Here is a 14,473-nt window from a genome sequence, read left to right as displayed (position 1 = left end):
CGGTGCTCGGCGGTCACCGGAGCAGGCCCGTCATGTGGGACGTCGGCGTGGCCTCGAGCGCGGCGGCCTCGGCGGCGGCCGCGGCCTCCTTGCGGTTCACGCCCAGGGGCGCGTTCTGGATCTGGTCGTGCAGCGCCAGGATCGCGTGCGTGAGCATCTCCGGCCGCGGCGGGCAGCCGGGCAGGTAGATGTCCACCGGGACGATGTGGTCGACGCCCTGCACGATCGCGTAGTTGTTGAACATGCCGCCGCTGGACGCGCAGACGCCCATCGACAGGACCCACTTGGGCTCGGCCATCTGGTCGTAGACCTGCCGGACGACGGGCGCCATCTTCTGGCTCACCCGACCCGCGACGATCATGAGGTCGGCCTGGCGCGGCGACGCGCGGAACACCTCCATGCCGAAGCGGGAGATGTCGTACCGGCTCGCACCCGTCGCCATCATCTCGATCGCGCAGCACGCCAGCCCGAACGTCACCGGCCACAGCGAGCCCTTGCGGAAGTAGCCGACGAGGTCCTCGACCGTCGTCAGCAGGAAGCCCGAGGGTGCCTCCTCGATGCCCATGTCAGCCCCTCCTGCGGCTCGTGCGTGCGTGCGGTCGTGCGGTCTGCCGGCGGCCCGGGGCCGGCGTCCGTGTCAGTCCCACTCGAACCCGCCGCGCTTCCACTCGTAGACGAACGGCACCGTGATGAGGGCCAGGAACGCGAGCATCGCGACGAGCCCGAACGTCGCCAGCTCCTCGAAGGCGACCGCCCACGGGTAGAGGAAGACCACCTCGATGTCGAAGACGATGAACGTCATGGCCACGAGGTAGTACTTGATGGGGAAGCGGCCGCCCCCGACCGCGTGCGGCGTGGGCTCGATGCCGCACTCGTACGCCTCGAGCTTCGCGCGGTTGTACCGCCGAGGTCCGAGGACCGCGCTCGCGCCGACGCCGCCGAGCGCCAGGACCGCGGCGATGCCCATCATCACCAGCAGCGGCACGTACGGGTTCGTCATCGTGCGGTCCTCCTCGGCGTCGAGGTCCGGCCCGGGGCCGGGGGCTTGCGTGCGGGTCGAGCGGGGTGGTGCGTGTCGAGCGGGGCCGTGCGGGTCGTCGCCGTCAGGCGTCGGGGGCGATCCTCGCCAGCGCGGCGATGACGCGGTCGACCGCGTCCCCGCCCCGCGGCTCGTAGCAGTCGGACAGGAGCTTGAGCACGAACCGCATGAGCAGCGGCCGCGGCAGCCCGTACCGGGTGCACAGCCGCATCACCTGCGGGTGCTCGATCAGGCGGACGAAGACCCGGCCCAGCGTGTAGTACCCGCCGAGGTCGTCCTTCATGCGCGCCTGGTAGGAGGCGAGCGCACGCTCGCGGCCGGCGGCGGAGCCGCGGGCGAGGCCCTGCGCGATCGCGTCGGCCGCGACGCGCCCCGCCTGCAGGCCGTACGCGATGCCCTCGCCGTTGAACGGGCTGACCATGCCCGCGGAGTCGCCGGCCAGCAGGAGCCCGTCGGCGTACAGCGGCCCGCGGTTGAAGCCCATCGGCAGCGCCGCCCCGCGCACCGGGCCGACCTGGTTGTCGGGCGTGAACTCCCACTCGGCGGGCGCGTTCGCCATCCAGCGGGCGAACAGGTCCTTGTAGTCGACCTTCGTCGCCGCGGCGGTCGAGCTGACGGAGCCGAGGCCCACGTTCGCCGTCCCGTCCCCCAGCGAGAAGATCCACCCGTAGCCCGGCATGAGGTTCGAGCGGCCCGGCGCGCCGTCCCACAGCTCGAGGTGCGACTCCATCCACGGGTCGTCGTGCCGCGGGGTGCGGAAGTAGGTGCGCACGGCCACGCCCATCGGCCGGTCGTCGCGCTTGACCCGCCCGACCGCGGTCGCGAGCCGGGCCGAGACGCCGTCGGCGGCCACGACGACCGGCGCCCGGTACGTGGTCTCCGCACCGGCGTCGACGGTGCGGCGCCCGTCGCGGTCCACGGCGCGCGCCCGCACGCCCACCACGCGGCCGGTGCGCTCGTCGCGGATCGGCCGCGTCACGGACGTGCTCTCGAGCAGCTTCGCGCCCGCGGCGCGCGCGTGCTCGGCCAGCGTCTGGTCGAATGTCGTGCGGGCGCGGGCCAGGCCGTACGACGGGTACGACGACAGCTCGGGCCAGGGCAGCTCGAGGCGGTGCCCGCCGCCGACGACGCGCAGGCCCCGGTTGCGGATCCAGCCGTCCTGCTCGCGCAGCGGCACGCCCATCCGGACGAGCTCGGCCACCGCGCGCGGCGTCAGGCCGTCGCCGCAGACCTTGTCGCGGGGGAAGGACGCCTTCTCCAGGAGCAGCACGTCGAGGCCCGCGGCGGCGCAGTGGTACGCCGCGGAGGCCCCTGCCGGGCCTGCGCCGACGACGATGACATCGGCGTCATCGTGCGCTGCGTCCACCACGTCCACCCCACTTTGTGACGTCGTTCACGTGCGACGCTGCGAGTGTAGCCAGCGTCCCCCGGCCTGTCTTCGAAGGTAGGGCTAACCTCGTCGACGGATCGGGACGTGGGTCCCGTGACCTGCGCGGACGCGTGTGCTGCGGTGGGCGGGGACGTGTGCGCGCCCCCACCGCCGGGCCCGGCGGACGGGTCAGGGACGGCGGCCGCGGTGCAGCGCGACGATGCCCCCGCTCAGGTTCCGGTAGGCCACGTCGACCCAGCCGGCACGCTTGAGCAGCAGCCCCAGGGCGCGCTGGTCCGGCCACTCGCGGATCGACTCGGCGAGGTAGACGTACGCCTCGGGCTCCTGGGACACGGCCCGCGCCACGGGCGGCAGCGCCCGCATGAGGTAGTTCGTGTAGACCGCGCGGAACGGCGCGAACGTGGGGCGCGAGAACTCGCAGACGACGAGCCTGCCCCCGGGCGGGTCACGCGCAGCATCTCCTCGAGCGCCGCGTCCGGGTCCGGCACGTTGCGCAGCCCGAACGAGATGGTGACGGCGTCGAACGACGCGTCCGCGAACGGCAGGTGCAGCGCGTCCCCCGCGACGAACGGCAGGTCGGGCCGGCGGCGCTTGCCGACGCCGAGCATCCCGGTCGACAGGTCGCACGGCACGACGTGCACGCCCGCGTCGGCGAGCGGCTCGCTCGACGTGCCCGTGCCCGCCGCGAGGTCCAGCACCGTCTCGCCGGGACGCGCCCCGAGCGCGGTGAGCGTCGCGCGGCGCCACGCGCGGTCCTGCCCGAGCGAGATGACGTCGTTCGTCACGTCGTACCGGTGCGCGACGGCGTCGAACATCGCGGCGACGTCGCGGGGGTCCTTGTCGAGGGTGGCGCGGGGCATGGCCCCCATCGTGGCAGGTCGCGCCCGCGCGGCCAGGCGACGCGTCGGCGCCCGGGACGGCCGCCGGTGTGACGTGCGTCCAGGTGGGCCTTCCGGCCACCGTCGGGACCACCGCGAGGACCTACCCTGGCAGGCGATGAGCACCGCGACCGGCGTCCCCGCGCAGGAGCGCCTCCCCGCCCGCTGGTGGTCCGCACGGTCGCGCTCGACGACCTGCCGACGCGCGCCGGCGGTGCGCCCGACCCCGCCGACCTGCTCGACCTGCTGCCCGCCGAGGCCCCCTCGCCTGGGTGCGGCGTGGTGACGGGCTCGTCGCCTGGGGCGAGGCCGCCCGGGTCGAGGTGCACGGCGCCGACCGGTTCGCCGCGGCGGAGCGCGCGTGGCGCGAGGTCGTCGCGCACGCGATCGTGCGCGACGAGGTCCGCCTGCCCGGCACGGGCCCCGTCGCGTTCGCGTCCTTCGCGTTCGACGACGACTCCGCCGCCGGCGGCGTCCTCGTCGTCCCGCGGGTGGTCGTCGGGCGGCGCGACGGCCGCACCTGGCTCACCACGCTCACGGACGCGGCACGCCTGGGCCCGGCGCCGCGCCTCGCCGACGTCGTGCCGGTGCGGACCGCGCCGCGGGCGCCGGGCGAGGTGACGTACAGCGACGGGGCCGTCGCCGCCGAGGACTGGACGGACGTCGTCGCCCGCGGCGTCGCGGCGATCCGCGCCGGCGACGTCGAGAAGGTCGTGCTCGCGCGCGACGTCGAGGCGCGCACCTCCCGCCCGCTCGACGTGCGGTGGGTCCTGCAGCGCCTGGCCGACCGGTACCGCTCGTGCTGGACGTTCAGCGTCGACGGCCTCGTCGGCGCGACACCGGAGCTGCTCGTGCGCTCCGAGCGCGGGCTCGTGACGTCGCGCGTGCTGGCCGGCACGATCCGGCGCACGGGGGACGACGACGCCGACATGGCGCGCGCCGCGATCCTCGCGCACTCGTCGAAGGACCTCGAGGAGCACGAGTACGCCGTGTCCTCGGTGGCCCGGGCCCTCGCGCCGTTCTGCTCGTCCGCGAACGTGCCGGACGTGCCGTTCGTCCTGCCCCTGCCGAACGTGCTGCACCTCGCGTCCGACGTCACGGGCGTGCTGGCCCCGCCCGCGTCCGGCGAGCACCCCACCTCGCTCGCCCTCGCGGCCGCCCTGCACCCCACGGCGGCGGTCTGCGGCACGCCCACGGAGGCGGCCCGCCGGCTCATCGCGCGCGTCGAGGGCATGGACCGCGGGCGCTACGCGGGCCCCGTGGGGTGGCTCGGCGCGGACGGTGACGGCGAGTGGGGCATCGCGCTGCGCTCGGCGCAGGTCGACGCCGACGACCCCCGCCGCCTGCGGCTGTTCGCCGGGTGCGGCGTCGTGGCGGCGTCGGACCCCGCCGCGGAGCTCGCCGAGTCGCGCGCCAAGCTCGAGCCGATGCGGTTCGCGCTCGGCGCCGACTGACCCGCCCAGACGGCCCCGGCCCACGAGCGCGGCGGTGTTCCCGCGAGCGCGCCCGCTCGACGGAGGGGGTGGGCGGGGGTGGCGGAGGGCCGGGTGCGCACGCCGGACGCACGAGGGCCCGCCGTGGAGTCCCACGACGGGCCCTCGCCGTCCGAAGGGGGCGGCGACGGGCAGGGGCGGCGACGGGCAGGGGCGGCGGGCCGCGGGTGCGCGGCCGGCCGCCCCTGCCGGGTCGGTCAGCGGCCCTGCTGCTGCTGGAACCACTCCCACAGCTGCTCGGGCGTCAGGTCGCCCGGGAAGCCGCCGCCCTGGCCCGGGTCGGGCTGCCCGTCCTGCTGCTCGGGGTCCGTCGTCAGCGTGTCGGGCCGGGTCGAGAGCGTCACGTCGACCTCGCGGGTCTCGCCGCCGCGCACGACCGTGAGCGTCACGTCGTCACCGGACGACAGCGACCGCACGAACGCCGTCAGCGACTCCGCCCCGCCGACCGGGTCGTCGCCGATGGCCACGATGACGTCCTCCGGCTGCAGACCGCCGGCCGCGGCGGGCGACCCCTCCTGCACGGTCTGGACGACGGCGCCGCGGCGCGTCACGCCGTCCGCCGTCGCGGTGCCGTCGCTCATCGTCACGCCCAGGAACGCGTGCTCCGCCTGACCGTCCTCGATCAGCTGCGACGCGATGTTCTTCGTCAGGTTGACGGGGATCGCGAAGCCGAGGCCGATCGAGCCCGACTGCTGCGACAGCGTCGCGATCGAGGACGTGATGCCGATGACCCGCCCCTGCGCGTCGAACAGCGGGCCGCCGGAGTTGCCGGGGTTGACCGCCGCGTCGATCTGGATGGCGTTGGTCACCGCGGCCTCGCTGCGCGCGTCCTCCTGCGTGGAGACCGGTCGGTCGAGCGCCGAGACGATGCCGGTGGTGACCGTGTTGGCCAGGCCGAGCGGGTTGCCGACGGCCATGACGGGCTCGCCGACCACCACCTCGTCGGAGTCGCCCAGCGCGGCCGCCTGCAGGTCGCCGGGCGCGTCCTCGATGCGCAGGACCGCGAGGTCCGTGGCCACGTCCGTGCCGACGACGGTCGCCTCGAAGATCCGGCCGTCGGTGAGCGTCACCGTGACGGCCCCGCCCTGGGCCGCGGCGGAGACGACGTGGTTGTTCGTCACCACGTGCGCGTCGTCGTCGACGATCACCCCGGAGCCCTGCGACCCGCTGGAGTCGGTCCGCACGTCGATCGCCACGACGGAGGCGCGCACGGCCGCCGCGACGGCCTGCCAGTCCGGGTCGTCCGCCGAGGAGCCGGCGACCGGCACCTCGTCCGTCGTCGTGCGCCCGATGTCGGCCAGGGACGCGCTGCGCTCGTTGCGCGCCGCGGGTCCGCCGTCGTCCAGCGCGACACCGGCGACGACCCCGCCACCGACCAGCACACCGGCGACGACGCCCGCGGTCGCCCACACCCAGGGACGGCGACGGCGGCGCTCGGACGCGCTCGGGCCCGACGGCGAGGCGGCCCACGGGTCCCCCGGGACACCGGTACCGGCGCCGCCGCCCCCGGCACCCGCGTGCGGACCCGCCGTCGACGGTGCGGCCGCCTGCTGCTGCGCGGCGCGGCGCTCGCGCTGGGCGGCGTCCCAGCGCGCCCACTCCTGGGCGGGCGAGAGGCGCTGGGGGCCCTGCGGCTGCGCGGCGTGCGGCTGCGCGGCGTGCGGCTGCGCGGCGTGCGGCTGCGCGGGGTCGGCGGCCGCCGGCGCGCCCGGGGCCGCGGGGGCCTGCGCGGGCAGCGGCTGCGTGGCGCCCGTCGGGGCGAGCGGCTGGGTGGGGTGGTCCTGCGGGTGGGCGCCGCCGGGTCGCGGCTGCTCCGGGCTGGTGGTCATGGGCTGCCTCCTTGTCGGCCTCCATTCCAACCCCTGGCGCTGGGACGGGCCTCCCGAGCGGCTGGGAAGTCCCTGGACGTCCACGGGACGCAGGACGCCACGCGCCCGGTGCGTCAGGTGCGGGCGTCGAGGGCGGCGCGCACGGCGGCGGTGACGTCGGCGGCGACGCGCTCGCCCAGCGCGCGGCGCTGCGCCCGGTCGACGCGGACCTCGACGACGCTCACACCGGTCCCGGGCGCGGCCAGCGCGGGCAGCAGCCCCTCGGCGTCGACGACGCGGGTGTGCCGCACGCCGTACGCCGCGCACAGCGCCGCCAGGTCCACCCCGTGGGGCGTGCCGAACACGCGCTCGAAGACGTCGGCGTGCTCGGCGGCACCGTGCTCGAGCGTCGCGAACACCGACCCGCCGTCGTCGTTGCCCACGACGAGCTGCAGGTCGACCGCGTGCTCGAGCGGGCCGCGCAGCAGACCGCCCACGTCGTGCAGGAACGTGAGGTCGCCCAGGTAGGCGCGCACGCGTCGGCGCGGCAGCGCGAGCGCGACCCCTGTCGCCGTCGAGACCGTCCCGTCGATGCCCGCCAGGCCGCGGTTGGCCAGCACGAGCGGGGCCACGTCCCAGCGGGCGACCAGGTCGAGGTCGCGCACCGGGTTGGACGCGCCCACCACGAGCACGTCGGCCGGCAGGCTCGCGGCGGCGACCGCGCGCGCGAGCGCGGGACCCGTCACCCGGGTCCCCGAGCGCGACCGGGGGGCGTCCTGCGGGACGTCCAGCAGGGCGTCGACCGCCGCTCCCGCCGCCGCGTCCGCGGCCCTCCATGCGTCGAGCCACCCCGCGGGCGCACCCGCCCGCCCCTGCCGCATCCGCGGCGGGACCTCGAGCAGGACCTGGGCGGCGTTGCGGTCCGCGTCGGGCCACTCGGTGCCGCGCGGCGCGACCACGACGACCTCGACGTCGGCGCGTGCCAGCAGCCGGTGCACCGGCCGCGAGAGGGTCGGCCGGCCGAGGACGACCACGCGCCCCACCCGCCCGCCGAGCCGCTCCTCGCCCAGCAGCAGCCGGTACGCGGCGATGGCCGTCGGCCCCTGGCGCGCCCCGGAGGACGGCTCGGCGAGCAGGGGCCAGCCGTTCGCCTCGGCGAGCCGGCGCGCGGCCGGTCCCGCACCGTCGCCCGCGACGACGACCGTCGGCACGGGCCCGCGCGACCGGCGGGTGGGCCGGACGGCGTCCCCCGCCGGCTCCGCGGCCGCCGTCGTGACGAGCGGGACCTCGCCGGTGAGCGGCTCCACCGGCTCGGCGGGCACGTGACGCGGCGCGACGTGGGACAGCCCGGCGTCGGAGGGGGCCGGCCACGGGGCGCCGTCCGGCACGAGCGGGTCGCGGTACGCCAGGTCCAGGTGCACGGGACCGGGGTCACCCGACCGCGCACCCGTCGCGGCCGCGAGCGCGCGCGAGACCACGCGCCGCAGGTCGCGGTCCTCCCCCGGCCGTCCCGTCGGCGCGGGGACGTCGACCGCGAGGCGGACGGCCTCGCCGAACACGCGTGCCTGCTCGGTGGTCTGGTTGGCCCCCGTGCCGCGCAGCTCGTGGGGGCGGTCGGCCGTGAGGAGCACGAGGGGCAGGCCCGCGTGGTGGGCCTCGAGCACCGCGGGGTGCAGGTTCGCGACGGCGGTGCCCGACGTGGTCACGACGGCGACCGGCCGGGCCGCGACCGGCGCCGGCTCCCCCGCGGCCGGCGGGTGCGCGGAGGCCTTCGCCAGGCCGAGCGCGAGGAACCCGGCGGAGCGCTCGTCGACGCGCACGTGCAGCCGCAGCGCCGGCGCACCGCGGGGCCGCTCCGCCTCGGGCCGGGCGGCGTCCGCGAGCGCGTACGCCAGCGGGGCGCTGCGCGAGCCGGGCGCCAGGACCACGTCGCGCACCCCGAGCGCCGCGAGCGCCTGCACGAGCACGCGCGCCGCGACGACGGCCGGGGCCCCGGGTCGGGGGCGGTGCGGGCGTCGTCGTCGGGGCCGGGCGTCACGGCCGTCATCATGCCCGAGCCCGGACGGTCGTCAGCCGCCCCTCCCAGCGGGCCGCGAGCCCGGGGTCGGCGGCGGCGGCGGCGACGAGGTGCGGCGCGGGCTCCGGCCGGCGGACCTCGATGGCGCCGTCGCGGGGCAGCAGCGGGTCGTCGACGAGGTCGGCGGCGAGCAGCTGCGCCGTCGCGAGCCCGCACGCGTACGGCAGCTCCGGGAGCGCCGCGGCCAGCGCCAGCCCCGCGGCCAGGCCGACCGACGACTCGAGCGCGGACGACACGACGACCGGCAGCCCGAGCTCCTCGGCCAGGCGCAGGCACGCGCGCACGCCGCCGAGCGGCTGGACCTTGAGCACGACGACGTCCGCCGCGGCCCGCCGTGCGACCGCCAGCGGGTCGTCCGAGCGGCGCACGGCCTCGTCGGCGGCGAGCGGCACGTGCGTGCGCCGGCGCAGCGCCGCGAGGTCCTCGACCCCCGGCACGGGCTGCTCCGCGTACTCCAGGCCGCCGGCGGCGCGGTCCAGCGCGGCGAGGCGCGTCACCGCGGTGTCGACGTCCCACGCGGTGTTCGCGTCGACGCGGACGGCGCCGTCGGGGCCGAGCGCGTCCCGCACGGCCTCCAGGCGCGCCTCGTCCTCGCGCGGGTCCTGCCCGGGCTCGGCCACCTTCACCTTGGCCGTCCGGCAGCCGCGCGAGCCCGTGACGATGCGGTGGGCCTGCTCCGGGCCGACCGCGGGCACCGTCACGTTGACGGGCACGTGCGTGCGCAGCGGCGCCGGCCACCCCTCGTCCGCCGCCTCGCGCGCCGCCCGCCACCAGCGCACGGCCGCGGCGTCGTCGTAGTCCCAGAAGGGGCTGAACTCCGCCCAGCCCGCCGCACCGCGCAGCAGCACGCCGTCGCGGCGGACGAGGCCGCGGAAGCGTGTGCGCAGGGGGACGGACCACACGCGGACGTCGTCGGCACCGGTCAGCACCCGCCCAGGCTAGGTGGGCCCCGGGCGCGGTGCCGGACGTGCGGCGGGCCGCGGCTAGGGTGGCCGCGTGACCGCACCGGCCGGACCGGCACCTCTGCCGGCACGCGTCTCCGACACCTTCGACCCCGCGCGCTGGCGCACGGTGGAGGGGTTCGAGCACCTCACCGACATCACCTACCACCGGGGGCACGCGCGTCCCACGCAGGACGAGGCCGCCGCAGGCGCGCGGGCGCGGGACCTGCCGGTCGTGCGGGTCGCGTTCGCCCGGCCCGAGGTGCGCAACGCGTTCCGGCCCCACACCGTCGACGAGCTGTACGCCGTGCTGGACCACGCGCGGACCACCTCCGACGTCGGGACGGTCCTGCTCACCGGCAACGGGCCGAGCCCCAAGGACGGGGTCTGGTCGTTCTGCTCCGGCGGCGACCAGCGCATCCGCGGCCGCGACGGCTACCGGTACGCGCAGGGCGAGACCGCGGAGGCCATCGACCCGGCCCGCGCCGGGCGCCTGCACGTCCTCGAGGTGCAGCGGCTCATCCGCACCATGCCGAAGGTCGTCGTCGCGCTCGTCAACGGCTGGGCCGCCGGCGGCGGGCACTCGCTGCACGTGGTCGCGGACCTGACGATCGCCAGCCGCGAGCACGCGCGGTTCATGCAGACCGACGCGAACGTCGGCTCGTTCGACGGCGGGTACGGCTCGGCCCTCCTCGCCCGGCAGGTCGGCCAGAAGCGGGCGCGGGAGATCTTCTTCCTGGCCCGCGAGTACTCGGCGGAGCAGGCGTACGCGTGGGGCGCCGTGAACGACGTCGTGCCGCACGACGAGATCGAGGAGGCGGGGCTGGAGTACGCCCGCGTCATCGCGACGAAGTCGCCGCAGGCGATCCGCATGCTCAAGTTCGCGTTCAACCTGGCGGACGACGGGCTCGCCGGGCAGCAGGTGTTCGCGGGCGAGGCGACCCGGCTGGCCTACATGACGGACGAGGCGGTCGAGGGCCGCGACGCGTTCCTGCAGCGGCGCGAGCCCGACTGGTCCGGCTTCCCCTACGCGTACTGAGCGGCGGGGGCCGCCGCCGTCAGCCGGCCGAGAGCCAGGACGCCAGGTCGACGGCGGTCGCCACGAGCGCGCCGCCGCCCACGAGGAGCGCGACGAGCACGAGGCCCGCGGCGACGACGGCGACGGCCGAGCGCAGCGAGCGGTCCTCGTGCACGCCGAGCGGCTCGCGGCGGGCCGGCGGCAGGGCGCGGGGTGCGGACGGGGTGCGGTGCGGGACGGTCGTGGTCATGGCACCAGCGTCCGCCGCGGCCCCCGTCCGCGGCGTCGGCCCGCGGGACCGGACCCGGGCGGCACGGCGTGCGTCTGCGGGCGGGCGGACGTCCACCGCAGGGCGGACGCCCGCACGGGGACGTCAGCCCGCGGTCTGCCGCCACCCGGGTGCGGGCAGGGTCAGGAGACCGTGAGCGAGCCGGAGCCGGCGGGCACGAGCTCGACCCACGTGCTGCCCGGGGCGAGCCGGGCCGGCGTGCCGTCGGCGAGGAAGAGGCGCAGCGGCTGGTCCTCGGCGTCCTTGCGCCAGCGCACCGGCACGGTTCGGCCGCCGGTCGCCAGGACCCCGTCGCCCTCGCCGACGAGGTCGTAGGTCGGGACCGCCGCCCCTCCCTGGGCGCCGAAGGACGTGTTCGGGTGCGGTGCGGTGACGGAGACGACGTTCACGGCCGACAGGCGTGCACCCGTCGCCGCGGTCGCGGGCGCGCCCCCCTCGGAGCGCAGCCACGTGCCGGTGCCGCCGTCCCACGTCCAGGACGGACGGGACTGGCCGGACAGGCGGAACGCGAGCGTCGAGGCGGGTGTGCCGGCGACGACGGCCGTCGCGTGCTCGGGCCGGCGGGCGAACGCGAACTGCTCGGCCGGTGCGGTGCGGCCCGCCTCCGCGATGCCCCACCAGGTCGCCGGGCTGCCGTAGACGTTGTGCGGCGCCGACCGTCCGCGCACGCGGTACAGGCCCGGCGCCCCGGCGTCGTGCGAGACGGTCTGCAGGCCGGAGCGCGCGACCAGGTCGAGGATGCCGGGCTGCCCGCCCGAGAAGACGAGCATGCCCCCGGTCGGCGCGAGCACGACCGGGTCCATCGGCCGCACGGAGCGGATCGGTCCGACCTCCTCCGGCACCTGCGAGTGGAACACCGCGATGAGCCGCGAGACCTCGAACTCGACGATCGTCTCCCAGACGACGTCCGCCTGCTCCAGACCCGACTGCGGGCGCGCGACGGCGGTGTTCTCGATCTTCACGGCCAGGGCGGGGCGCGGGTCGGGCGTGCCGGCGACACCGGTCAGCGGCCACGTCGGCGGGACCTCGGGCGCGGGGGCCGGCGCCTTGGCGGGTGCGATCGTCGGACGCTGCGTCACGGGCGGGGGCTGCTCGCTCGTCGCCGGTGCGCCGCAGGCCGCCACGGCGAGCGACGCGGCCACCGCGACGAGGGCGGCGACGCGGGACCGGGCCGCGCCCGCCCGTGCGCGGGCCTCGCGCGGGTGCCCTGCCGTCGCGGTCGTGCGTGCCATGCGTGCTCCACTCCTCGGGCGGCCCGTGGCCGCTGCGTCCCGCGTCCCCCGCGGGCGCCCGTCGCGGTGCCGGCACGCGGCGCGCACCGGCGCCGGGGCGCCCCGGGACCGCGCGACACTCTACGGCGCGGCGCCCGCAGGTCGGCCGACGCCACCCCGGGCCTAGGCTGGGCGCGTGGACCGGGCGCTGCGTGACGTCCCCGCGCAGGCGGGGTCCCTCCTGGCGTCCCTGCCCGCAGCCCTCGCGGGCGACGGGCCGGCGGTCCGCGCGCTCGACGCGGACGGGCCCGGGGCACCCCCGGGCGCCGGCGCACGCGTGCCGGCCGACGTGGCCGTCGTCGTCCGCACGTCGGGCTCCACCGGGCGGCCGCGCGACGTCATGCTCACCGCGGACGCCCTGCGCGCGTCCGCGGAGGCCACGGCGCGGCGCCTCGGCGGGCACGGCTCGTGGCTCCTCGCGCTGCCGGTGCACCACGTCGCCGGACTGCAGGTCGTCGTGCGCGCCCTGCTCGCCGGCCGCGACCTCACGACGCTCGCCCCCGGCCCGTTCCGGCCCGCGGGCTTCACCGACGCCGTGCGGGCGCTGCGCACCGGCGACGGGCCGTACTACACGTCGCTCGTGCCGACCCAGCTCGTGCGCGTGCTCGACGACGCCGACGCCGTCGCCGCGGCCCGCTCGCTCGACGCGGTGCTGGTGGGCGGTGCCGCCGCCTCGCCGACCCTGCTGGCGCGCGCCCGGGAGGCCGGCGTCCGCGTCGTCACGACGTACGGCATGACGGAGTCGTGCGGCGGCTGCGTCTACGACGGGCAGCCGCTCGACGGCGTCGACGTGGCGGTCGACGCGGAGCAGCGCGTCTGGCTCGCCGGCCCCGTCCTGGCGGCCGGCTACCTGGGACGGCCCGACCTCGACGCGACGACGTTCGTCGACGTGCGCGGCCGGCGCTGGCTGCGCACCGCCGACCGGGGCCGGCTCGACGACGGGCTGCTGCACGTGCTCGGGCGCCTCGACGACGTCCTCGTGACGGGAGGCGTCAAGGTGGACCCCCTCGCCGTGGAGGAGGTCGTCGCGGCGCACCCGCTCGTGCGGGAGGTGTGCGTCGTGGGCGTCCCCGACCAGCACTGGGGGCAGTCGGTGGTCGCCGTCGTCGTCACCGAGGGCGGCGCGCAGCCGTCGCTCGTCGAGCTGCGCTCGTCGGTCGCCGCGGTGCTCGGGCCCGCGAGCGCACCCCGCCAGGTGCTCGTGGTGGACGCCCTGCCGCTGCGCGGGCCCGGCAAGCCGGACCGGCGCGCCGTGGCGCGCACCGCCACCGAGCGCATGAACCACCACCCGCCGGGCCCCGCCACGCCGTGACCGCGGCCGCCCGCAGGTCCCTCCCCGTCCGCCCCGGGCCGCGCGCCCTCCCCGACCCCTCAGGAGCACGAGTGGCCTCCACGTCCGACTGGCTCGCCGGTGCGCGTCCCCGCACGCTGCCGGCCGCGGTGGCCCCCGTCCTCGTCGGCACGGGTGCCGCCGCCCAGCTCGGCGAGGCGCACCCGGGCCGCGCGCTGCTCGCGGCGGGCGTCGCGCTCGCCCTGCAGGTCGGCGTGAACTACGCGAACGACTACTCCGACGGCGTGCGCGGCACCGACGTCGACCGCGTCGGGCCGCGCCGCCTCACCGCGTCGGGCGCCGCACGGCCCGGCCAGGTGCGCGCGGCCGCGTTCGTCGCGTTCGGTGTCGCCGCGCTGCTCGGTGCGTGGCTCGTCGCGCTCTCGGGCGCGTGGTGGCTGCTCGCGGTCGGCGCGCTCGCCGTCGTCGCGGCATGGACGTACACGGGCGGCCGGCGGCCCTACGGGTACCGCGGTCTCGGCGAGGTCGGCGTCTTCGTGTTCTTCGGCCTCGTCGCGGTGCTCGGCACGACCTACACGCAGGCGGGACGGGTCTCGTGGCCGGCCGTGGTCGGCGCCGTCGCCGTGGGGCTGGTGGCGTGCGCGCTGCTCATGGCGAACAACCTGCGGGACGTGCCGACGGACGCGCTGGTGGGCAAGCGCACCCTCGCGGTGCGCCTCGGCGAGCACCGGGCGCGGCGCGTGTACGCCGTCCTCGTCGTGCTGCCGGTGCTGCTCGCCGCCACGTGCGCGTTCGCCGCGCCGTGGTCGCTGCTGGTCCTGGTGCTGCTGGCCCCCGCCACCGTGCTCGCCGCCGTGGTGCTGCTCGGTGCGCGCGGGATCGCGCTCGTCCCGGTGCTCGGCGGCACGGGCGCGCTCGAGCTCGCCCTCGGGGTCCTGCTGGGGCTCGGCCTGGCCGCCTGACGTCCCGGGACGCTGC

Annotated in this window: 11 protein-coding genes and 2 pseudogenes; 4 read left to right on the top strand and 9 right to left on the bottom strand. The window is 77.7% G+C overall.

The features are described 5' to 3' along the window. Positions 1–13 precede the first annotated feature (13 nt). The 4 genes and pseudogenes from GC089_RS04270 to GC089_RS04255 form a co-directional block, all read right to left on the bottom strand. Positions 14–565 carry an NADH-quinone oxidoreductase subunit B family protein gene (locus GC089_RS04270; protein ID WP_155376610.1) on the bottom strand — a complete coding sequence of 184 codons (552 nt, stop codon included), beginning with the start codon at positions 563–565 and terminating at the stop codon, positions 14–16. 72 nt (positions 566–637) lie between these two features. Then, complete coding sequence (locus GC089_RS04265; protein ID WP_155376609.1) at positions 638–1,000, bottom strand: NADH-quinone oxidoreductase subunit A; 363 nt, start codon at positions 998–1,000, stop codon at positions 638–640. A gap of 103 nt (positions 1,001–1,103) precedes the next feature. Next, on the bottom strand, positions 1,104–2,405 hold the full coding sequence (locus tag GC089_RS04260) for a geranylgeranyl reductase family protein (protein WP_155376608.1): 1,302 nt from the start codon (positions 2,403–2,405) through the stop codon (positions 1,104–1,106). Positions 2,406–2,597: 192 nt separating this feature from the next. Continuing rightward, a pseudogene (locus tag GC089_RS04255) lies at positions 2,598–3,289 on the bottom strand (demethylmenaquinone methyltransferase). A gap of 126 nt (positions 3,290–3,415) precedes the next feature. Here GC089_RS04255 and GC089_RS04250 point away from each other — a divergent pair. Continuing rightward, a pseudogene (locus GC089_RS04250) lies at positions 3,416–4,761 on the top strand (isochorismate synthase MenF). A 236-nt stretch (positions 4,762–4,997) separates the two neighbouring features. Here GC089_RS04250 and GC089_RS04245 read toward each other — a convergent pair. The 3 genes from GC089_RS04245 to GC089_RS04235 form a co-directional block, all read right to left on the bottom strand. After that, on the bottom strand, positions 4,998–6,629 hold the full coding sequence (locus GC089_RS04245) for a S1C family serine protease (protein ID WP_155376607.1): 1,632 nt from the start codon (positions 6,627–6,629) through the stop codon (positions 4,998–5,000). Between the two features lie 113 nt (positions 6,630–6,742). Beyond that, the gene (menD, locus tag GC089_RS04240; protein ID WP_155376606.1) at positions 6,743–8,575 is read right to left on the bottom strand and encodes a 2-succinyl-5-enolpyruvyl-6-hydroxy-3-cyclohexene-1-carboxylic-acid synthase; all 1,833 of its coding nucleotides are present in this window, start codon (positions 8,573–8,575) and stop codon (positions 6,743–6,745) included. Positions 8,576–8,654: 79 nt separating this feature from the next. Next, positions 8,655–9,614 carry an o-succinylbenzoate synthase gene (locus GC089_RS04235; protein WP_230685055.1) on the bottom strand — a complete coding sequence of 320 codons (960 nt, stop codon included), beginning with the start codon at positions 9,612–9,614 and terminating at the stop codon, positions 8,655–8,657. A gap of 67 nt (positions 9,615–9,681) precedes the next feature. Here GC089_RS04235 and GC089_RS04230 point away from each other — a divergent pair, with 67 nt between their 5' ends. Continuing rightward, entirely contained in the window at positions 9,682–10,665 is a 984-nt protein-coding gene (locus GC089_RS04230) for a 1,4-dihydroxy-2-naphthoyl-CoA synthase (protein ID WP_155376605.1), read from the top strand. 19 nt (positions 10,666–10,684) lie between these two features. On the opposite strand, the gene GC089_RS04225 is transcribed toward GC089_RS04230, so the two are convergent. Together GC089_RS04225 and GC089_RS04220 are read right to left on the bottom strand one after the other, a co-directional pair. After that, complete coding sequence (locus tag GC089_RS04225; RefSeq protein ID WP_155376604.1) at positions 10,685–10,894, bottom strand: hypothetical protein; 210 nt, start codon at positions 10,892–10,894, stop codon at positions 10,685–10,687. Positions 10,895–11,055: 161 nt separating this feature from the next. Then, positions 11,056–12,165, bottom strand: a complete 1,110-nt coding sequence (locus GC089_RS04220) for a DUF3048 domain-containing protein (protein WP_155376603.1) — start codon at positions 12,163–12,165, stop codon at positions 11,056–11,058. Between the two features lie 175 nt (positions 12,166–12,340). Between GC089_RS04220 and menE the strand changes: the two genes are divergently transcribed. Beyond that, the gene (gene menE, locus GC089_RS04215) at positions 12,341–13,516 is read left to right on the top strand and encodes an o-succinylbenzoate--CoA ligase (RefSeq protein WP_155376602.1); all 1,176 of its coding nucleotides are present in this window, start codon (positions 12,341–12,343) and stop codon (positions 13,514–13,516) included. 71 nt (positions 13,517–13,587) lie between these two features. After that, positions 13,588–14,457 (top strand): 1,4-dihydroxy-2-naphthoate polyprenyltransferase, encoded by an 870-nt coding sequence (locus GC089_RS04210; RefSeq protein ID WP_155376601.1) that lies wholly within the window; start codon positions 13,588–13,590, stop codon positions 14,455–14,457. The last annotated feature ends 16 nt before the right edge of the window (positions 14,458–14,473 follow it).

The organism is Cellulomonas sp. JZ18 (assembly GCF_009720485.1).
Taxonomy (GTDB): Bacteria; Actinomycetota; Actinomycetes; order Actinomycetales; family Cellulomonadaceae; genus Cellulomonas.
This window is presented reverse-complemented; position numbering and strand designations above follow the sequence as displayed.

Bases quoted from the DNA above. Each gene is read 5' to 3' on its own strand.
- GC089_RS04225 (WP_155376604.1), bottom strand. From the start codon at position 10,894: ATGACCACGACCGTCCCGCACCGCACCCCGTCCGCACCCCGCGCCCTG.
- GC089_RS04270 (WP_155376610.1), bottom strand. From the start codon at position 565: ATGGGCATCGAGGAGGCACCCTCGGGCTTCCTGCTGACGACGGTCGAG.
- GC089_RS04220 (WP_155376603.1), bottom strand. From the start codon at position 12,165: ATGGCACGCACGACCGCGACGGCAGGGCACCCGCGCGAGGCCCGCGCA.
- GC089_RS04265 (WP_155376609.1), bottom strand. From the start codon at position 1,000: ATGACGAACCCGTACGTGCCGCTGCTGGTGATGATGGGCATCGCCGCG.
- GC089_RS04245 (WP_155376607.1), bottom strand. From the start codon at position 6,629: ATGACCACCAGCCCGGAGCAGCCGCGACCCGGCGGCGCCCACCCGCAG.